This is a genomic window from Burkholderia sp. 9775_39, assembly GCF_015712225.1.
Lineage (GTDB): Bacteria > Pseudomonadota > Gammaproteobacteria > Burkholderiales > Burkholderiaceae > Burkholderia > Burkholderia cenocepacia.
Genome location: NZ_JACCQC010000054.1, coordinates 1 through 19761, shown reverse-complemented (window position 1 = coordinate 19761; position 19761 = coordinate 1). Strand labels below are relative to the sequence as shown.

Annotated in this window: 19 protein-coding genes; 11 read left to right on the top strand and 8 right to left on the bottom strand. The window is 67.5% G+C overall.

The features are described 5' to 3' along the window. Positions 1–335: 335 nt before the first annotated feature. Positions 336–2546 (bottom strand): xanthine dehydrogenase family protein molybdopterin-binding subunit, encoded by a 2211-nt coding sequence (locus tag H0X90_RS34910; RefSeq protein ID WP_077189290.1) that lies wholly within the window; start codon positions 2544–2546, stop codon positions 336–338. A 2-nt stretch (positions 2547–2548) separates the two neighbouring features. Further along, entirely contained in the window at positions 2549–3010 is a 462-nt protein-coding gene (locus H0X90_RS34905; RefSeq protein ID WP_077189291.1) for a (2Fe-2S)-binding protein, read from the bottom strand. A gap of 179 nt (positions 3011–3189) precedes the next feature. Between H0X90_RS34905 and H0X90_RS34900 the strand changes: the two genes are divergently transcribed. Beyond that, positions 3190–4113, top strand: a complete 924-nt coding sequence (locus tag H0X90_RS34900; RefSeq protein WP_077189292.1) for an AraC family transcriptional regulator — start codon at positions 3190–3192, stop codon at positions 4111–4113. A 21-nt stretch (positions 4114–4134) separates the two neighbouring features. Here the strand turns inward: H0X90_RS34900 and H0X90_RS34895 are convergent, their stop codons facing one another. From H0X90_RS34895 to H0X90_RS35930, 5 genes are read right to left on the bottom strand one after another with little or no spacing between them, the layout of a single operon-like run. Beyond that, positions 4135–6801 carry a glycosyltransferase family 2 protein gene (locus tag H0X90_RS34895; RefSeq protein WP_077189293.1) on the bottom strand — a complete coding sequence of 889 codons (2667 nt, stop codon included), beginning with the start codon at positions 6799–6801 and terminating at the stop codon, positions 4135–4137. Positions 6802–6827: 26 nt separating this feature from the next. Continuing rightward, the gene (locus H0X90_RS34890) at positions 6828–8231 is read right to left on the bottom strand and encodes a UDP-glucose/GDP-mannose dehydrogenase family protein (protein WP_059722011.1); all 1404 of its coding nucleotides are present in this window, start codon (positions 8229–8231) and stop codon (positions 6828–6830) included. A 39-nt stretch (positions 8232–8270) separates the two neighbouring features. Continuing rightward, positions 8271–9260, bottom strand: coding sequence for a UDP-glucose 4-epimerase GalE (gene galE / locus H0X90_RS34885; RefSeq protein WP_077189294.1), 990 nt, complete (start codon positions 9258–9260; stop codon positions 8271–8273). After that, the gene (locus H0X90_RS34880; RefSeq protein WP_077189295.1) at positions 9257–10264 is read right to left on the bottom strand and encodes a UDP-glucuronic acid decarboxylase family protein; all 1008 of its coding nucleotides are present in this window, start codon (positions 10262–10264) and stop codon (positions 9257–9259) included. Before H0X90_RS34880 ends, galE begins: the two co-directional genes overlap by 4 nt. After that, complete coding sequence (locus H0X90_RS35930) at positions 10257–10481, bottom strand: hypothetical protein (RefSeq protein ID WP_006491004.1); 225 nt, start codon at positions 10479–10481, stop codon at positions 10257–10259. The genes H0X90_RS34880 and H0X90_RS35930 overlap by 8 nt, the downstream gene beginning before the upstream one ends. 103 nt (positions 10482–10584) lie before the next feature. Here H0X90_RS35930 and H0X90_RS34870 point away from each other — a divergent pair, with 103 nt between their 5' ends. From H0X90_RS34870 to H0X90_RS34835, 8 genes are all read left to right on the top strand, one after another. Continuing rightward, a complete protein-coding gene (locus H0X90_RS34870) occupies positions 10585–10764 on the top strand; it encodes a hypothetical protein (RefSeq protein WP_077189296.1) in 180 nt (59 codons plus the stop codon). Positions 10765–12325: 1561 nt separating this feature from the next. Continuing rightward, a complete protein-coding gene (locus H0X90_RS34865; protein WP_006491010.1) occupies positions 12326–12649 on the top strand; it encodes a hypothetical protein in 324 nt (107 codons plus the stop codon). 111 nt (positions 12650–12760) lie between these two features. Beyond that, entirely contained in the window at positions 12761–13351 is a 591-nt protein-coding gene (locus H0X90_RS34860; RefSeq protein WP_006491002.1) for a hypothetical protein, read from the top strand. Positions 13352–13424: 73 nt separating this feature from the next. Further along, positions 13425–13706, top strand: a complete 282-nt coding sequence (locus H0X90_RS34855) for a hypothetical protein (RefSeq protein ID WP_006491003.1) — start codon at positions 13425–13427, stop codon at positions 13704–13706. Between the two features lie 43 nt (positions 13707–13749). Continuing rightward, positions 13750–15300 carry a chemotaxis protein CheA gene (locus H0X90_RS34850; protein WP_077189297.1) on the top strand — a complete coding sequence of 517 codons (1551 nt, stop codon included), beginning with the start codon at positions 13750–13752 and terminating at the stop codon, positions 15298–15300. 155 nt (positions 15301–15455) lie between these two features. Beyond that, complete coding sequence (locus H0X90_RS34845; protein WP_006496160.1) at positions 15456–16040, top strand: hypothetical protein; 585 nt, start codon at positions 15456–15458, stop codon at positions 16038–16040. Positions 16041–16187: 147 nt separating this feature from the next. Further along, positions 16188–17585 carry a sigma-54 dependent transcriptional regulator gene (locus H0X90_RS34840; RefSeq protein ID WP_006482021.1) on the top strand — a complete coding sequence of 466 codons (1398 nt, stop codon included), beginning with the start codon at positions 16188–16190 and terminating at the stop codon, positions 17583–17585. 128 nt (positions 17586–17713) lie between these two features. Beyond that, positions 17714–18220, top strand: coding sequence for a hypothetical protein (locus H0X90_RS34835; protein ID WP_006482025.1), 507 nt, complete (start codon positions 17714–17716; stop codon positions 18218–18220). 27 nt (positions 18221–18247) lie between these two features. On the opposite strand, the gene H0X90_RS34830 is transcribed toward H0X90_RS34835, so the two are convergent. Continuing rightward, complete coding sequence (locus H0X90_RS34830) at positions 18248–18739, bottom strand: hypothetical protein (protein ID WP_058903301.1); 492 nt, start codon at positions 18737–18739, stop codon at positions 18248–18250. Here H0X90_RS34830 and H0X90_RS34825 point away from each other — a divergent pair. Together H0X90_RS34825 and H0X90_RS34820 are read left to right on the top strand one after the other, a co-directional pair. Continuing rightward, positions 18738–19097 carry a hypothetical protein gene (locus tag H0X90_RS34825; protein ID WP_155123391.1) on the top strand — a complete coding sequence of 120 codons (360 nt, stop codon included), beginning with the start codon at positions 18738–18740 and terminating at the stop codon, positions 19095–19097. The two genes, H0X90_RS34830 and H0X90_RS34825, sit on opposite strands and share 2 nt — an antisense overlap. An 18-nt stretch (positions 19098–19115) precedes the next feature. Next, positions 19116–19761, top strand: a 646-nt coding sequence (locus H0X90_RS34820; RefSeq protein WP_077176400.1) for a response regulator transcription factor, incomplete at its 3' end; no start/stop codon positions are given.

Sequence of the window (19761 nt, the reverse complement as noted above, 5' to 3'; positions counted from 1 at the left end):
GAGCAGCCTTGAATTTAAAAAGAATTTTTAACGCGCAACGCCGGGCGCGTGATGACAGGGCTGGAGCAATGGTGAAGGATTGTTACGTAGCATCGGGCGGGGACGTTACGGGCGTTACGTCTGACGTAACGTGGGGGAGGTACGGATTTCGGGGGCGGCCGGATAAGGCTTCGGATGGATAACGAACCCTACGTCGAACCCTGCCGGGCTTGCCGGGTTTTCTTTTTGAATCAAATGGTTGGCGAAGATTTTTGCCGACATCGAACCCTACATGGGCAGCCGAAAAAACGCCGGTCACAGGGCACCCCTCACCCCGCAGCCGGCGTCCCGTCACATCAAGCCTTCGCGCTATCCGCCGAATCGAACGGCAGCACGTAGTGCCGCTTGCCCGTCGCCGCGAAGATCGCGTTCGCCACGGCCGGCCCGACCGGCGCGACGCCCGGCTCGCCGACCCCGGTCGGCGCCTCGGCCGACGGCACGATATGCACCTCGACCTTCGGCATCTCGGCCATCCGCAGCACGTGGTAGCCGTCGAAGTTGCGCTGCTCGACCTGGCCGTCCTTCAGCGTGATCGCGCTGTGCATCGCCGCACCGAGGCCGAAACCGATGCCGCCCTCCATCTGCGCGGCGACGATGTCGGGATTGATCGCGATCCCGCAGTCGACCGCGCACACCACGCGCTCGACCTTCACCTTGCCGTCCGCGTCGACCGAGACCTCGGCCACCTGCGCGACATAGCTCTTGAACGCCTCGGCCACCGCGATCCCGCGCCCGCGGCCCTTCGGCAGCGGCTTGGCCGGATCCCAGCCGGCCTTCTGCGCGGCCAGCTCCAGCACCGCGCGCATGCGCGGCTCCTTCGCGAGCAGGTCGCGGCGGAACGCGTACGGGTCCTTGCCGGCCGCGTGCGCGGCTTCGTCGATGAACGCCTCGACCGCGTAGGCCGTATGCGAGCTGCCGACCACGCGCCACCACAGCACGGGCAGGCCGACCCGGGTGGTGGTGAGCTCGACCGACACGTTCGGCACCGCGTAAGGCAGGTTCGCCGCGCCCTCGACCGACGTCGCGTCGATGCCGTTCTTGACCATGAACGCCTCGAACGGCGTGCCGGCGAGGATCGACTGGCCGACGATCCGGTGGCGCCAGCCCACCAGTTTGCCGTCCGCGGTCAGGCCCGCGTCGAGCTTGTGGAAGTACATCGGCCGGTAGAAGCCGCCCTGGATGTCGTCCTCGCGGGTCCATTGCAGCTTGACGGGCTTGCCGTCCGCGCCGAGCGCCTTCGCGATCGACACGGCCTCGACCACGTAATCCGACCACGCGTTCGCACGCCGGCCGAAGCTGCCGCCCGCATACAGCGTATGGATCTTCACCTGTTCCGGCTTCAGCCCGGCCGTTTTGGCCGCGTTGCCCTGGTCGACCGTCTGGAACTGGTCGCCGGCCCAGATCTCGCAGCTGGTCGGCGTCAGCTTGACGACCGCGTCGAGCGGCTCCATCGGCGCATGCGCGAGATACGGGAATTCATACGTCGCGCTGATCTTGCGCGCCGCGCCGGCGATCGCCGCATCGGCATCGCCGTCCTTGCGCGCGGATGCGCCCGGCTTCTCGGCGAGCTGCCGGTATTCGCGCATGAGCTCGTCCGAGCCGCGCTTTTCCGCCTTCGTTTCGTCCCATTCGACCTTCAGCGCGTCGCGGCCCTGTTTCGCGGCCCAGAAGCCCGTCGCGACGACCGCGACGCCGCCCGGCACCTGCACGACCGAGACGACGCCCGGCACGGCCTTCGCTGCGGTCGCGTCGAACGATTTCACCGTCGCGCCGAAGCGCGGCGGCCGCTGCAGCAGCGCGACGCGCATGCCGGGGAACGTCGTGTCCAGCGTGAAATGCGCGGTGCCGTTCGATTTCGACGACCCGTCGACACGCGGAATCCGGTGCCCGATCAGCTTGAAATCGGCCGGCTGCTTCAGCGTGACCTTGTCGGGCACGGGCAGCTTCGACGCATCGGCGACGAGCGTGCCGTACGCGGCCGTCTTGCCGCTCTTCGCGTGCGAGACGACGCCGTTGGCGGTGGTCAGTTCGCCGGCCGGCACCTTCCAGCGGGCTGCCGCGGCCGACACGAGCATCGCGCGCGCCTTGCCGCCGGCCTCGCGCAGTTGCTGCCACGAGTTCGCCATGGCCGAGCTGCCGCCCGTGCCCTGCATCGTGCCGAACGCGAGGTTCGCATAGCGCTTCGCATCGGCCGGCGCGCTTTCGACGCGCACGCTCGACCAGTCGGCGTCGAGCTCCTCGGCGACGATCGTCGCGATGCCCGTATAGGCGCCCTGGCCCATTTCCACGTGCTTCGCGATGACCGTGACGGCGCCGTCGGGCGTGATGCGCAGGAAGGCGTTCGGCGCGAAATCGCCGGCCGGCGCGGTGGCGGCGAGCGCACGGCGGCCGAGGCCGGCCCAGTCGAAGCCGATGGTCAGGCTGACGGCGGCAGCGGCCCCCGCGGCCTTCAGGAACGTGCGGCGCGACGGGCGCACCGAACCGGGGTTGTCGAGTTCGATCGTCATGGTCAGGCTCCCAGCGTCGCGGCCGCGTCGTGGATCGCGGCCCGGATGCGGGCGTAGGTCGCACAGCGGCAGAGGTTGCCGTTCATCGCGGCGTCGATGTCCGCGTCGGTCGGCTTCGGGTTCTGTTCGAGCAAGGTGGTGGCCGACATGATCTGGCCGGACTGGCAATAGCCGCATTGCGGCACCTGCAGCTTGACCCACGCGGCCTGCACGGCCTGCGCGGGCTTGCTCTGCAGGCCTTCGATCGTCGTGACGTGCTTGCCCGCGATGCCGGCGAGCGGCAGCACGCACGAGCGGACGGCCTGGCCTTCGAGATGCACCGTGCACGCGCCGCACTGCGCCATGCCGCAGCCGAATTTCGTGCCGGTCAGTCCCGCGTGTTCGCGAATCGCCCAGAGGACGGGCATCGACGGATCGGCGTCGAGCGTGACGTTCTTGCCGTTCAGGACAAACGAGGTAGGCATGTTGTTGTCTCCGTGGGGAAAACCCGGCATGCGCCGGGTTAGCCGGCAGTGTGCGCGAGGCTTCGTTTTTTGCGTCTACCCAATCCTGCAAATTTATTGAACAATCCTGCAAATTCCCCGCACGCCGCGAGCCGTTTCGCTATGCTCGCGCGACACGGGAAATCATTCGAGGAAGCGTCATGGACATGACCGATATCGTGGCGTCGCGCGAATCCGGGCGGCGCGAACTGGCGTCGCTGATCGGCCGTTTCGCGCCCGCGGACGGCTCGCACTCGACCGCCGTGCCGGGCCTGATGCTGCATCGGCACACGCGGCCGGTCGATCTCGGCTGCGGCGTATCGCGCGCCGCGCTGGTGATCGCCGCGCAGGGCGCGAAGCGCGTGATCGTGGCCGGCCAGGCTTACGAATACGACACCCACAATTGCCTGATTACGTCGATCGACTTGCCGATCCTGTCGCGTGTGACGCGTGCGTCGCCGGATGCGCCGTACCTGTGCCTGTCGCTGACGCTCGACCCGCAGCGCATCGTCGAGCTGGCGGCCGAGATGCGGCTGCCCGAGCCCGACGCGGGCCCGGAGGGCGAGGGGATCGCGCTCGCGGAGCTGACGCCGCCGCTGCTCGATGCGGCGTTGCGGCTGCTGCGGCTGCTCGATACGCCGGCCGACATCGCGGTCGTCGCGCCGCTGATCGAAAAGGAAGTGCTGTACCGGCTGATGATCAGCGGGCAGGGCACGCGGCTGCGGCACATGGCGATCGCGGGCAGCCAGACGCACCGGATCGCGCGTGCGATCGAATGGATCCGCGATCACTTCGCGGAGCCGATGCGCGTCGAGTCGCTCGCGCAGGCGGTCAACATGAGCGTGTCGTCGCTGCACCATCATTTCAAGCACGTGACGACGCTGAGCCCGTTGCAGTACCAGAAGCAGCTGCGGCTGCACGAGGCGCGGCGGCTGTTGCTGCGGCAGGGCGGCGACGTCGGGTCGGTGGCGGCCGTGGTCGGCTACGAAAGCGCGTCGCAGTTCAGCCGCGAATACAGCCGGCTGTTCGGCGCGCCGCCGATGCGCGACGTCGTGCATCTGCGCAAGAAGGAACTGCTCGACTGACGGCCGGCCGCTCGCCGATCGTCATTTCGCGACGACCGTCGTCTGCAGGTACGCCGGCGCGATCCGCCAGTCCGGCACATAGTGCGCGGGCCACGCGCCGGGCGTGTCGACCGCGTTGAAGTAGACCACCGCCTTCAACAACGGATAGCGCCACAGCGAGCGCTGGAATTCGTCGAGTTCCGCACGCTTGCGCGCATTCGACCCGTCGACGCCGAGCTCCGCGACCATCACCGGCAAGCCGTAGTCGGCCACCCGTTCGTATTTGGTGCGCAGGATGCTCGCGGCCGAGAACCGGCCGCCGGGCGGCCAGATCGCGCAGCGCGGGCAGTCGAATACCGACAGGCCGACTTCGTCCACATAGCCGCGCCCCGGGAAATAGTCGCCGAGATTGCGGTTGCCGGCCGGCGACCACACGAAGCGGATCTGGTCGGTCATCGTGCGGCACGCGGTGACGACGCGCCGGTACGCATCGACGTAAGCCGAGGCATCGCCGACGGCCCACGGATAGCGTCCGGTGTCCGTCTCCATCTCGTGGCCCCATCGCACGAACACCGGCCCCTTCAACGCGGCGAGCGCCGAGCAGGTCGCGGCGATCCGCGCGTCGTAGCGGCCGTGCGCGATATCGGCGAGCAACGTGCCCGGTCGCGTGCCGTCCGCCGCCCACGGCTCGACGGTCAGCATCAGCGAGCGGTTGCGGGCTTGCGCGGCCCGGTACGCGTTGCCGATTTCCGCGTCGATATCGGGCGCGTTCCACGACACGAACACATGATCGAATGCGATGCCCGGCGCGGCCGCGAGCGCGTCGTCGGGGTCGTAGGCGCCGAGCGCGGGCTGCTTCACCGGCTCCCCCGCCGCGGGCTCGACCATCGCGACGACCGGCACGCCCGAGCGCCACATCATCGCCTGCCAGCCGTGCGGTGCGCGCAGCCCGATGGCCGTCAGCAGCATCGCCAGCGCGAAGACGAACAGCGCGTTGCGCACGGGCAGGCGGCTGACGAACATCTGTGTGAACGTCGACGCGTCGAGTCCTTGCTCCTTGCCGTGATGCACGGCGATGACGGCGGCGATCACGAAATACAGGATGCCCGTCAGCGTCGAGAACAGATAGAAGCCGGCCGCGTTGCGCGGATTCTCGATCGCGACCACCGGCAGGCTGCAGAACAGCGAGATCAGCAGGTAAGGCGCGACGACGCGCAGCGGCGCGTCCTGCTCGACCATGCCGCCCTTCGGCGTGACCTTGAACGGAAATTCCCTGCCGCGCACGCAGTCGAGCAGCGCCGACACGCAGCCGAGCACGACCCACGGCCAGCGCGCGAACACGAACGTGAGCCCCTCCCACGACAACAGCTTGGTATTCAGCGGCCGGCACGACTGCGTCGAATGCGTGGCCCACGTCACGACGCACAGGATCAGCACGGTGAGCGGCAGCGCGTAGGTGAGGTACGTGAGGTAGTCGACGTGCGCCCACACGCGGCCGGTCAGCAACGCGACGACCGGAATCACGACGCTGCCGGCCATCGCGAGCGCGCACAGCGGATACCACAGCTGGCAGAACAGGAACTGCGCCTTCAGCTTCAGCGGCAGGCCCATGAAATAGCGGCGCGTGTAGCGCAGCATGATGATCATCACGCTCTTGGACCACTGGAATTCCTGCGTCGCGAGGTCGCCGAACGTGCGCGGTCCTTCGCCGTTCGCGATCGCGTTCAGCGCATGCATGCCGCGCCAGCCCTTCGCGTTGAAGATCATCGTGGTCGAGTGATCCTCGGCGAGTTCGGGCCCGAGCCCGCCGATCTCGCGCAGCGCGCGGCAGCGCACCGCATAGTGCGAGCCGATGCACAGCGGCGCGAGGCCGCCCGCGTAGCCGGCCTGCATCGTGCCGTGCAGCGGCCCTTCGACGTTGACGCGGCCGCGCGCGCTCCAGCTGCCGGCCGCATTGCTGTCGCAGATGCTCGGGGCCGACACGTAGCCGACGTCCGGATCGACGAACGGCCGGAGCATTTCCTCGAGATAGGTGCGGGTCGGCACGTGGTCGGCGTCGAGCTGCGACACGAAATCGTAGTTGTCGTAGCCGACCCGGTCGTAGAAGTACGCGAGATTGCCTTCCTTGCAGCGGGTCCGGCGCGGCCAGCTCGCCCGGTGATACGCGGCGATGCCGCGCCGCGTCGACACGAACACGCCGTGCTCGCGGCACCAGTCGAGCGTGGCGGGCGACGGGTCTTCATCGGCGAGCCACGTGTCGTGCGGATAGGTCTGGTCGAGCATCGCGAGCAGCGTCGTGCGCACGATGTCGAACGGCTCGGACGGCGCCTTGGTGACGACCATCGCGACGCGCCAGTCGCGCGGCACGGGCAGCGCGGGGTTCGGCACGACCGCCGAGCGGATGATGAAGATGAAATAGCCGGGAATGAAGGTGGTCCAGAACAGCACGAAGCAGTTGACGCCGAAGCGGAACGCATCGACATAGTGCTCGTCGCGCAGCCACCAGCGCCAGAAGATGCCCAGCGCGACGAACCAGCCCAGCGCGAGGATCTGGAACACGATCCGGGTCCCGCTGTCCATCAGCGGGACCACGAACGGAACCGCCGCGTGCCGCGCATCGGCGCGACCTGCTTCGGTGTCCGGCGTGTCCGTGGTATCGGCGGTATCCGGCGCAAGCGCACCGGCAGGCGACGCAACCAGCTTCTTCATGGTGCTCTCCCGTCAAGGTCGGACCATCAGTGCTGAAGCAGGCCGCGCTGCGGCCGGGTGTCCGCGCTCGCGTTCGCGGGTTCCGCGGCCGGGTCTGCCGGCGAGCGCTCGCCGCACGAGCGGCCCACGCGTTCGTAGCGGCGAAAGCCGCTGTCGGCGGCCAGCCGTTCGCTGAACAGGTTGCGCATGTCGAGCATCACGGGGTCGGCCATGTGATCCGCGAGGTCGGCGAGATCGAGCGTCTCGAACGCCTTCCATTCGGTCATCACGACGACGGCATCGGCGCTGCGTACCGCATCGACCGCGGAGCCTTCCATGAACACCTGCGGCAGCAGCCGCGACGCCTCGTGCGGACGCGCCGGATCGTACGCGCGGATATGTGCGCCGGCGCCGACGAGCAACTGGATTACGTCGATGCTCGGGCTTTCGCGCACGTCGTCGGTCTGGCCTTTGAAGGTGAGGCCGAGCACCGCGATGCGCTTGCCCTTGATCGAGCCGCCGCACGCGTTCTCGATGCGCCGGAGGATCTGCTCCTTGCGCAGCGCGTTCGATTCGATCGCCGCGCTGACGATGCGCAGCGGCACCGCATGCTGGGAGGCCGTCGCCTTCAGCGCGCGCGTGTCCTTCGGGAAGCACGAGCCGCCCCAGCCGGGCCCGGCCTTCAGGAACGACGCGCCGATGCGCCGGTCGAGGCCCATCCCGTTCGCGACCAGCTCGACGTCGGCGCCGACCGCTTCGCACAGGTCGGAGATCTCGTTGATGTAGCTGATCTTCACCGCGAGAAACGCATTCGCCGCGTATTTGACGAGTTCGGCCGTCTCGATCTCGGTCGCGAGCACGAGATGGCCGGCCGCTTCCAGCGGCGCGTAGATCGCCTTCATGATCTCGATCGCACGCGGATGCTCGGCGCCGAACACGATGCGATCGGGATGCATGAAATCGTCGATCGCCGAGCCTTCGCGCAGGAATTCCGGATTCGACGCGATCGCCGCGTCGACGCCGTCCGGCGCGCAGCAGTCGACGATCTGCGCGACGATCCGGTTGGTGCCGACCGGCACCGTCGACTTGGTGACGATCACCGCGAAGCCGGTCAGGTTCGCCGCGATTTCCCGCGCGGCCGCCTCGACGTATTGCAAATCCGCGTGGTCGGTGCCGGGCAGCGTCGGCGTGCCGACCGCGATGAACACCGCATCGCGATCGCGCACGCTGGCGGCGAGGTCGCTGCTGAAGCGCAGCGTGCCGCGTTCGACGTTGCGGGCGACGACGGCGTCGAGACCCGGTTCGTAGATCGGCATGCGGCCTTCGTTCAGCGCGTCGATCTTGCCGCGATTGTTGTCGATGCAGACGACGTCATGCCCGAGCTCGGCAAGGCATGCGCCGCTGACCAGGCCGACGTAGCCCGTACCGACGATGGCGATCCGCACATTCATGGTTGTTCCCCTGGGTGGCTTGTGACGACGCTTGCGTCGTTACCTGCTGGATTCGCGTTGCCGCTCCTTCTGAAACCACGCCGCAGCGTGTTCGACCATCGGCTCGATCGCGGTGAAGCGGGGCCGCCAGCCGAGCACCCGCGCGGCCATCGTCGCGTCGGCGTACAGCGCGGGCGGATCGCCCGGGCGGCGCGCGGCCAGTACCGTCGGCACGCGGCGGCCCGTCACGGCCTCGACCGCGCGCAACGCGGCGAGCACCGACGTCCCGTTTCCGGTGCCGAGGTTCAGCGCGACGCTCGGGCCGCCGCCGCACAGATAGGCGCTTGCCTTCAGGTGGGCGTCGGCAAGGTCGCTCACGTGCACGTAGTCGCGAATCGCCGAGCCGTCCGGCGTCGGGTAGTCGGTGCCCATTACCCGGAATGCGTCGCCGGTGCGCAGCGCCGCGCGGATCGCCAGCGGCAGCGCGTGCGTTTCCGGTGCGTGGCATTCGCCGATCGCGCCGTCGGGGTCCGCGCCCGCCGCGTTGAAGTAGCGCAGCGCGATCCATTTCAGCCCGTACGCGCGTTCGAAATCGGCGGCCATCCGCTCCATCGCGTATTTCGTGAAGCCGTACGGATTGATCGGCCGCTGCGGCGTGCGCTCCGAGATCGGCAGCGTCTCCGGAATGCCGTACGTCGCGCACGACGACGACATCACGATCCTGCCCACGCCGGCTGCGCGCATCGCGCTCAGCAGCGTGCAGGTGCCCGTCACGTTGACCGTGTAGTAGCGCTCGGGCGCGAGCACCGATTCGCCGACGTAGGCGAGCGCGGCGAAATGGATCACGACGTCGGGCCGGTGCGCGGCGAGCGCGTGCGACAGCGCATCGCCGTCGAGGATGTCGGCCGCCACGAGCGGCCCCCAGCGGACCGCGTCGCGATGACCGGTCGACAGGTTGTCGTACGCGACGGGATCGTGTCCCGCTTCCGCGAGCGCCTTGCACGTATGGCTGCCGATATAGCCCGCTCCCCCTGTCACGAGCACTTTCATGCGACCGCTCCGGTCCCGCGCAGCACCGGCGCGAGCCACAGTTCGCGGCTGAAATAGTCGACCGTGCGGCGCAGGCCTTCGTCGAGATCGATCGCCGGCCGCCAGCCGAGCTCCGTCGCGGCGACCGAAATGTCGGGCTTGCGCTGGTGCGGATCGTCGATCGGCAGCGGCCGGAACACGATCTCCGAGGTCGAGCCCGTGATCGCGAGGACTTGCTCCGCAAGTTCGATCATCGTGAATTCGCCGGGATTGCCGATGTTGACCGGTGTGCCGACGTTGCGCGGGGCGTCCATCAGGCTGAAGAAGCCGTCGATCAGGTCGCTGACGAAGCAGAACGAGCGCGTCTGCCGGCCGTCGCCGTAGATCTCGAGCGCGGCGCCATTGAGCGCGGCGACGACGAAGTTCGACACGACGCGGCCGTCGCGCGGCGACATGCGCGGCCCGTAGGTATTGAAGATGCGCGCGACGCGCACGTCGACGCCGTGCGAACGGTAGTAGTCGTAGCACAGCGCCTCGGCCGCACGCTTGCCTTCGTCGTAGCACGCACGCGGGCCGATCGTGTTCACGTTGCCGCGATAGGTTTCCATCTGCGGATGGACGCCGGGGTCGCCGTAGATCTCGCTGGTCGACGCCTGGAACACGCGCGCGCCGGTCCGGCGCGCCAGCGCGAGACAGTGGTTCATGCCGAGCACGTTCGTCATCATCGTGTGGACCGGATCGATCTGGTAGGTGGGCGGGGAGGCCGCGCACGCGAGATTCCAGATTTCATCCACCTGCAGCTGCGGCAGGCCGAGCGACACGTCGCCCTTCACGAATTCGAACCGGCCGGACGCCTTCAGGTCGGCGACGTTGAGCTTGCGTCCCGTCAGCAGGCTGTCGACGCAGGTGACGAACGCGCCTTCCATGACGAGCCGTTCGCAGACGTAGCTGCCGAGAAAACCTGCGCCACCCGTCACCAGTACGCGCCGACCGGCGCGCGTGTCGATCGCGACCCTGTCATTCATCGCTTTCTCCTTCGTCGAGCATCTCCAGGAACCACACGTCGATGTACTCGACGGCGTCGCGCACCCGTTCCATCCCGCTGCACGGGTATCGCTTCGGCGGGCGCCGGTCCGCATGTGCAGATGTCGACGAAGCGCCGCGACAGGCGCTCCGGTTTCGCTGACAACCCCGTTGATGCTTGAACGACGCAAGCGTCGATCGATCGGTGGTGATCTTCATCGCCTTTTCCCCGACACGCTGATTGACGAGGGGCCGCCGCTTGTATGTCGTGTGCCGTGGCGTGCCGCTCGGTGAGAGCCGGACATCAGGCAATCGGCATGCCATGAATGACGAAGTCCCGCTGGATGCGGGCGTGGCCGCGCAATGGCCGTTCGGCACGCGCGTTTGTGTTTCATGCGTGAATCGTGGGGACAGGGAAGCGCCCGTGGCGATCGCGGGATCGATACGGTTCGATACGACGAAACACGCGTCGAATCAGGCTTTTACGACATTGAAGGCGTGAAAGCGGTTTTTAATCGGCATGTTTCAGTGATGAGAATTAGGCGGATAACCGGTCGAAAACGTCTCTTCAATGAATTGCTCATCGAGGCCAGGCGGTGAAAGGTGAATCGAACGGAAATGAAAAAATGATGCGTACGTTTTTTCCGGGATCGCGGGTTTACATTTGTTTTAATTATTACGCCTGCAACGTGCCGGAAGGCAAGCTTTTTTCACCGGATGATCGTGTGGGTATTTTCACGGATGAATCAAATTCGTTTCGTATTTCGGGGTGAACCCGTGTTCCGGTCGTATCGGCGGCCGTTCGGCGGGGATCATCGAGCGCCGGGACCCCGTCCGCCGGGGGGAATGGACGGTTGCCGGCATGCCGCAACACGCGGTTTGTCAGTGGAAGCGCGCGAACCGTGGGCCAGGTGTCGACGGCCGCTTCTCAAGTTTGAAACAACCGTTCGCAGGGGCGTCCGGGGCGCCTCGGCACGCCGGATTCGTCCGTCAAATCACGGCATTACGTCGCAGTGTTCAATGATCGCTGCCAAGTGCATCCCGTTATCGCGATACATTCCTGAAACAAAAAATGCCGTTCCGGGCGAAATCGTCAGGGCTGGCGGTCGCATGCGGCGCGCAATGCTCGGTGGAATATCGCGTGGCATGCGGTTTGCAACATGGGACGCACCGGCGAGCGGTCGACACGTTGCAACAATGATGTGGGGGCGGCCAGTTCGTCACGAGCCAGTCGGGGAAGCGGCGATGAACACTATAAGCAGTGGCTTGATCCGCGTGTTTCTGGCGGACCACAGGGGTAGTCGGCACGATCGGGGTGTGGCTTGCGGCGCAGTGCCAGCGTCGCCGGTTGCGCCTTGCAGATTTCCTGCCCTCCGCGCGCGCCGCGTGCTGGAGCGGTTGTCGCTTCGCGCGGCAACCCGGCGACAGCGGCGCTCGACTTCATTCAGCGTTCCCGGATGGGGCATGCCGTTCGTGCCGAACAGCGTGGCGCCGATTCCTCTTCAACCGTGCAGAGCCGTTTCGATCGCGCCGGGTCAGTGCCGGCGCCGGCCGGACTAGATCGAACGCGCGTCGGCCGGGTTATCCGGAAGGCCTTTCTTCGTCAGCTCAGGGAGCAGACATGTCGTCTGGCTGCAATGCAGGCCCGTCGTCGCCCGGATGAAGGGTGCACGTCGCGCGGGCGCTGAATTTTGCGGTTGTAAATATATTCGCTGATTTTCAATTCCGGAAACGGGTGCCGGTGCCGGCATCGGTTTTCGACGGGGTATTGAAAATCGCGAGCCGGAAAGGTGTGCTCGCCATTCCGGTTAATTTCATCAATGGTGTTTTGAGAACATTTTAATGTTCATAAAAATAATAGAAAACACCTACTCAGAAATTTTGGACAACTTAAAAACATAAAACTAGACTTCGGCTGGCCAAAAATAAAAACGCCATTTACGAGTAAGCAATAGCTTATTTATTGGATAGTGATCCTTATTTTTAAGGATTGCTCGAGGCAGGAAGATTGATGGCGTGCGATCTTCCATGCTCATTCTCTCCACGCCGTTATGGAGTCGACCATGAAGAAGCTTCTGATTGCAGCAGCAGTTCTGGCGGTTTCGGGTGCAGCGTTCGCCGGCAGCGGCACGGTGTCGAGCAGCAACTCGTCGAGCGGTGGCCAGACGATGGCAGGCGTCGCCGGGTTCGGCCACTTCTCCGCGACCGATTCGGGCTCGGCACTCGGCGCAGCCGGCGCAACGGCCGGTGGCGGCAGCAGCGGTTCGATCTCGTACACGAACCACACTCAAACGTCGACGGTCGGCGGCTTCGGCTTTGGCGGCGCACAAGCGGGCGGCAGCAGCGGTGCGAACGCCGGCTCGATCGGCTGGACGTATCACCACTAAGCCGCGACGCGTAGCGTTCGTCATTGGCTGGCGGTACGGATGCCGGGTTTCGTCCCGCGAGGGCGGGCCCGGCTCCGCCACCGTCGAACTTCCTCACAGCAAGGAATTGCTATGAAAGCCAAAGTCATTTTAGCGACAGCGCTCACCGTCATTTCGTCCGCTGCGTTGGCGGCCGGATCGTCCACGACCAACCAGACGCAATCCGTTGCGGCGGGTGTTTCCGGTTCGGTGCTGGTCGGCTCCGGCAGCTATACCAGCAATTCGACATCGACGGCCGGCGCGAATGCAGGAAGTACCGTGACGCCCAGCGGCTCCGCCGGCACGGCGTCCGCTTATCACAACTCGACTTCGACGGCCAGCGGTTCGGGCACGAACGGGGGCGCGTTCGCGGCAGGCGGCGGTATCGGTGCCGCAGGCTCGTTCGCTGGAAACGGCAGCACGAACGAGAACGCGAATGCGCTTTCGGGAGGGGTGACCGCCACGATCGTACTCGGCGCGAACCACTACACGGCCACGGGCGCGAACGACCACGGCAATGCCAACGCGGGTGCCGCGGGATGGACGGGCAGTGGCGGATCGGGCGCGATCGCGGGCTCGAATCACTACAACTCGTCGACCGTGTGGAGTACCGGTCCGGCCGGTTCGCCGTCCGCATCGGGCGGAAGCCAGGGCGACTCGAGCGCGACCGGGAGCAGTCATTAGTCAGGTGTGGGGGGGACCAGTTTCCCAGCGACGCTGGTCTCTTTTCCGCATTGTTGTCACGTAAGGAGTTGGCATGAAGCAGAACCTGATTGCCGCCGCTCTGATGCTCGCGTCTCTGACGGCGTATGGCGCTGACCGTGCTGCCGATGGTGGGCAATCGACTATGCAGACGTCAAACAACCCTGACCAGACAACCAAACCGTCAGAACAACAAACGCTTTCGTCGGGCAGTGCCATCGGCGGACCGGACACCCAGCAGTGGCAGGGCGTGTCGGCCGGCTCGTGGTCCCAGCTGGGCAGCGGCTGGAAGCAGTTCGGGGAAGCAGCGAAAACTGAAGGCATTCAGGGGAATTAGTACGGTTGCCTGGGTGGAGGACAAACCTCGTCCGGAGAGTGAAATGAACAGCAACAGGATCAAGGTGGCATGTGCGGCGATGTTCGCGATGACCACGATCGGTGCACAGGCACAAACCGCCGATTCGACGTCGAGCGCGCAGTCGTCGACATCGTCGACGGCCATCAGCCAGGGCGGCGGCTCGAGCATGAACACGAATACGACCAGCTCGCGCGGCGGCAATGCCACCAGTTCCAGCGGTGTGCGCGGCAGCGGCAATTCGAGCGTGAACGTCAACGTGACGCTGCCGTCCAGCACGGCCGGCGGCAACGTGAGCCCGCAGAGCACGAACGCGCTCGCGGCCGGCGCACCCGGCACCAGCCCGTACAACACCCAGGCGACGGAAAACGTCAATTACTCGGGCACGCAGACGATCAAGACGAACCCGTCGATCCAGGCGCCCGGCCTCACGACCACGCTGTCCGATACCTGCATGGGCTCGGTGAGCGTCGGTGTGTCGTTCCCGGGGTTCGGCGCGACGGGCGGCACGACGCTGGTCGACCAGGCCTGCGTGCGGCGTCTCGATGCGCGTGAATTTCGCGCGATGGGGCTGACCGACGTGGCGCTCGCGCTGCTCTGCCAGAGCGATGCGAACCGGCGCGCGGTGGAAGCGACCGGGCACCTGTGCCCGGGCACGACCGCGCCGCTCGCGCGTTCGAACGTGGCGCCCAGCGTCGAAGCGACCGTCGCGGACGACGTGAAGTATCGCGATCCGATCGTGCGCGACCGGATGGGCCTGCCGCCGCTTGGCTCGGCCGCGCCGGCGCCCGCACCGACGCGCCCGATCGAGACGACGTCGATGCGCGCGGCGCCCGTTTCGGTGCCGGTACCGGTGATGGCGCCGGTCGCCGGGGCTCCGGCCGTCGCAGTGCCGACGGTTGCCGCCGCAGTTCCGGCGGCCGCGGCACCGGCTGCTGCTGCCGCGCCTGCCGTCGCCGCGGCACCTGCCGCGTCGGTGGTACCGGCGGCCGCAATGGCCGCCGTGCCGGCGGCAGCCGTCATCGCCGCGCCGACAGTGGCAGACAAGGCATCGCCCGCGCCCGCCGCACCGGTCGCCGATACGAAGGCGCCGGCGCCCGCGCAGCCGGTCGCGGACAAGGCGCCCGAGCCCGCGCCGGCCGTGGCCGACCAGGCGCCGGAGCAGGTCCCGCCGGTCGCCGACAAGGCCCCGGAGCCGATGCCCGCCGCGACCGACGCCGCGCAAGCCGCGGGTGAGCCGGTGGCCGAACCGATGCCGGCGGCAGCCGTCGTCGCGGCGCCGGCCGCCGACGCGAAGGCTGCCGAGCCCGCGCCGCAGGCAGCCGCCGAAGCGCCAGCACCGGAGCCCGCGCAGCCTGCCGTTGCCGCGGCGCCCGCCGACCTGCCGGCCGCCGACGCGAAAGTGCCGGACGCGGTCGAAGCCGCTGGCACGGCGGCTGCACAAGCCGCCGCCGGCACGCCGGCGCTGACCGATCCGGCGCAAGCGTTGCCACCCGCCACGGTCGACCAGCAGGCCGCACCGGCAGCACCGGTCGCGCCGGCGCCGACCGTCATCTCGACGAGTACCTCGTCGTGAGCATGCGGGCCGGTTTGCCGTGCGACCGGAGCGCGGGTCGCACGGCAGGCGCTCGGCCCGATGCCCGACCGTCTTTTCCGGTTTGACGGGTGTTGTGCCCATCCCCGAGGTCAACACCTCTTTTTGCGTGACGAGGATGCAAGGAGGCCTCAATCATGAGGATCTTTTTGGTCGCTTTGTTGCTGGCCAGCGTGCAGGCCGCTGCGCAGTCGGTTTTCCAGAATCCCGCGGTCTTCGTCATCCTGAGCGAGCAGACCCTCGCGAACGCCGCGAGCGTCCAGCAGGCGCTGTCGACGCTCGGCCGTCCCGACAACACGGCATGCGCGCCGATGATGATGATCGGCGACCCGCAGATGGTCTACATGGTGCCGGAAGCCGGTCACGCGCCGTCGTGGCAATCGCCGGTGTACGGCCGCGGCGCGCCGTTCGACGCGCAGACCGGGCCGAAGTCGACCGGCAAGACGGTCGGCGCGATGCAGCACACCGAGGACATGCAGACGCAGCCGTGGAGCGACGGCAGCGCGATCACGCAGAAGATCGCGGGCGAGTCGAGCGTCACCGCGGCGGACCGGGTGAACGAATGGCGGCATACCGGGCTCGACAAGATCGAGACGGCCCGCGCGTCGGACGTGACGGTAAACGGCAAGACCTACCGCGCCTATCGCGACGATCTCAACGGATCGGCGAAACCCGTCATCGAGCCGCAGATCTACACGCAGCGCGTCGTGTTCTGCCGCTGACGCATCGGATGACGCGACATCGATTCGAGGACGGAGCGGCGCCGCGCCGCGGGACCACGGGCCCCGCCGCGCGCGATCGGGCAACGGCCGCTCCGACACACAACCTTATGCGGCGAGGCAATCGTGAACCATTGCTGTCAGCTCAGCATGTCGGGCGCGGAGGATGTCGAACGGGAGGTGAGCACGCTGCCGTTCCTCGCGGTCCGGCGCAATCATGTCGCGCCGTCGCGGCCGCTCGTCTACCTGTCGCAGCAGCACGATGCCGCGCTCGTCGACGTGCTCGCGGCGCGCGGCTGGGAAGTGTGGCGCGCCAAAACCGTCGCGGACGCGCTGAATCTCGTCAAGGCGAACCGTCCGCATGCGGGCATCGTCGATTTCGGCAGCTTCGCGTCGCCTGACGTCGCGTCGTTCGAGACGCTGCTGCGTGACCCGCGCGTCGGCTGGGTCGCGCTCGCCGACGGCGAGCGGCTGCGCAACATCACGATCGCGCGGCTGATCCGCCATTGCTGCTTCGACTACGTGCGCAATGCGGCGGCCTACACGACGATCGGCTATCTCGTCGGCCATGCATACGGGATGCTCGAGCTCGCGGACGGCGACCCGGCCGCGGAGGCCGCGCCGCCCGACGGCGCGATGATCGGTGCGTGCGGCGCGATGCGCCGGCTGTTCGCGACGATCCGCAAGGTCGCGAACACCGACGCGAGCGTGTTCATCGCCGGCGAATCCGGCACCGGCAAGGAGCTGACGGCGGCGGCGATCCACCGGCAGTCGTCGCGTGCCGATGCACCGTTCGTCGCCGTGAACTGCGCGGCCATCCCGACGACGCTGCTGCAGGCCGAGCTGTTCGGCCACGAGCGCGGCGCGTTCACCGGCGCGCACCAGCGCAAGATCGGCCGCATCGAGTCCGCGCACGGCGGCACGCTGTTTCTCGACGAAATCGGCGACATGCCGTTCGAGAGCCAGGCGAGCCTGCTGCGGTTCCTGCAGGAAGGCAAGATCGAGCGGCTGGGCGGCCATGCGTCGATTCCGGTCGACGTGCGGATCGTGTCGGCCACGCACGTCGATCTCGAAGCCGCGATGCAGGCCGGGCGATTTCGCGCCGACCTGTACTACCGCCTGTGCGTGCTGCGGATCGACGAGCCGCCGCTGCGCATGCGCGGCCGCGACATCATGCTGCTCGCCGACGACGTGTTGCGGCGCTATCGCGACGACGGCTCGTACCGGATTCGCGGCTTCACGCCGTGCGCGATCGAGGCGATCCACAACTATCGGTGGCCCGGCAACGTGCGGGAACTGATCAACCGGATCCGCTTCGCGGTCGTGATGACGAGCGGCCCGCTGATCTCGGCCGCCGATCTCGAGCTGCATCCGTACACGTCGCTGCGGCCGCCGACACTCGCGCAGGCGCGCCGGCAGGCCGAGCGGCACGCAATCGAGGAAACGCTGCTGCGTCACCGCCATCAGCATGCGGACGTCGCGGCGGAGCTCGGCATCTCGCGCGCGACGCTGTACCGGCTGATGATCGCGCACGGGCTGCATAGCTGACGTGCCGCGACGCACCCGCTCAAGACCGCGCGGCGGCAGCCGTTAAGACATGAACCGGCCCGGCCGGCACGCGTGCACCGACCTGCGCGCGGCCGGCACGCGGCGCATCACGCTTATCCGAGGTCATCGTGGCAGAGTGCAGTCAGTGCGGCAGGACGTTCCTGGTCGGCGGACGGTCGATCGACGGCCGCCGCTATTGCAGCCCGGCATGCGCGCATGCGCATCCGGTCGTCGTCGAGGCCGAACGGGTGCCCGACGCGAAGGTCCGGCAGTACGTCGACGACTGGCGCTACGGGCCATGCCCGATCTGCCGGCGCGAAGGGCAGCCGGTGGACGTCCATGCGTCGCATCGCGTCGTGTCGCTCGTGTTCGTCACGCGCTGGGCGACGCGGCGCCACGTATGCTGCCGCCGCTGCGGGCGCAGGAAGCAGGCGGTCGCGCTGCTCGCGTCGGCCACGCTCGGCTGGTGGGGGCTGCCGTGGGGCGTCGTGCTGACGCCGATCCAGCTTGCGCGCAACCTGCTGGGGCTGGCCGCGCGCGACCCGGAGGTCGCGACGCGGCAGTTCGAGGAATTCGTGCGGCGCAAGCTCGCCGCACGCCGGCTCGCGCGCGCGGAGCGGGGCGCCGACGCCTGATCGAGTGCGTCGGCGCGCCGTGCGGGCTCAGGCCGGCCGTTCGAAGCCCGATGCGACCCAGCGTTCGGCGCTGGCCTTGTTGAGCTTGAATCCGGCCGACACCTTCGCGTCGGCCAGCAGCTCGCCATACGGATCGACAGCCTTGAGCTGCGCATACGGCTCGAACTCGTCCGGCACGATGTCGAGCGTCACCGACACGTCCTGTCCGGCTTCGTCCTGCACCGTCACCTCCTTGTGCAGCATCGCGCGCCGCTGCTGTTCGTGCCGCATCAGCACTTCGGTCGCGGTCTTCACGAGCGTGCGGAACGCATTCGCGTCCATCGGCTTCGGATTCTTCTTGTCGCGGCCCATGGTCCACGGGCCGACGAGGGCGGGCTCGGACTCGCCGTCCTTGACCATCTCGACGGCCCAGCCGTCGTCGTCTTCGTTCTTGATGATGCGGGCCGTCCAGCCGTTGTCGCGCCAGAGGCCGTCTTCGTGGATGGAGGTGTCGTCGGATTGCAGGTCGGAATCGGTCATGAGGAAAGCGGGCAGTACGGGCAAGCCGGCGAAGGGGCGTGGCGCGCGGCCGGCAGCGGCGCGTCGCTCGCCGCCGGCGGGCCGGGGTGGCATGCAAACGCGCAATTTTACCCGCTGGGCGGCGGTGCGGCGCGCAACGCTGGCCGTCGGGCCGATGCCGCGACGGTCGATCGCCGGCTGCCGGGCGTTGAACCGGCGCAAATATCAAACCCGTATTACGTCTGCGGCCGCCAATTCGTACGCCGTCCGATATCGCGGCCTTGCGCACGTTCATAGAATCGACGTTCAGGCTAAAAATAGCCTGAACGTCCTTTCAACGCCCAACCGGTCGCGCGCGTTCCGCGTGGCGCGGCGGTGAACCATCAGGAAACTGCGCATGAGGAAATTCAATGTTCGCATCGTCGTCGCGTACGACTGGCCGTTGACGCTGGCCGGCATCGAGCAGATCGCGGGCAGCACCTGCGCGATCGAGCTCGTCGCGGTCTACCGGAGCGCGGCCGAACTGGTCGCGTCGCTCGGCGGCGTCGACTGCGACGTCGTGCTGGTCGACTATGCGATTCCCGGCGACGAGCAGATGGACGGCCTCGCGCTGTTCGACTGGCTGCGCCGCATGCGGCCGAACGTCGGGATCGTCGTGCTGGTCGCCAACGAGAATCCGCTGATCTTCCGCTCGATCCTGGGGACTGGCCGCGTGAGCGTCGTCAGCAAGCTCGACGAGGTCGGCCATATCGTCACGGCGATCCATTCGAGTTACAGCGGCGGCGCCTATCTGTCGCCGTCCGTCCGGCGCGCGGTCGATGCGCTCGGCACCCGCGGCGACCCGCCCGTGAAGCTGTCGGCGCGCGAGATCGAGGTGATTCGACTGTATCTGTCGGGCGTGCCGATCAAGACGATCGCGCAGCGCCTGAGCAAGGGCAAGCAGACGGTCAGCGCACAGAAGATCAGCGCGATGAAGAAGCTCGGCGCGAGCAACGACGTCGAGCTGATTCAGCGGGCGGCGGGGCTGGGGCTCGGTAGCGGGG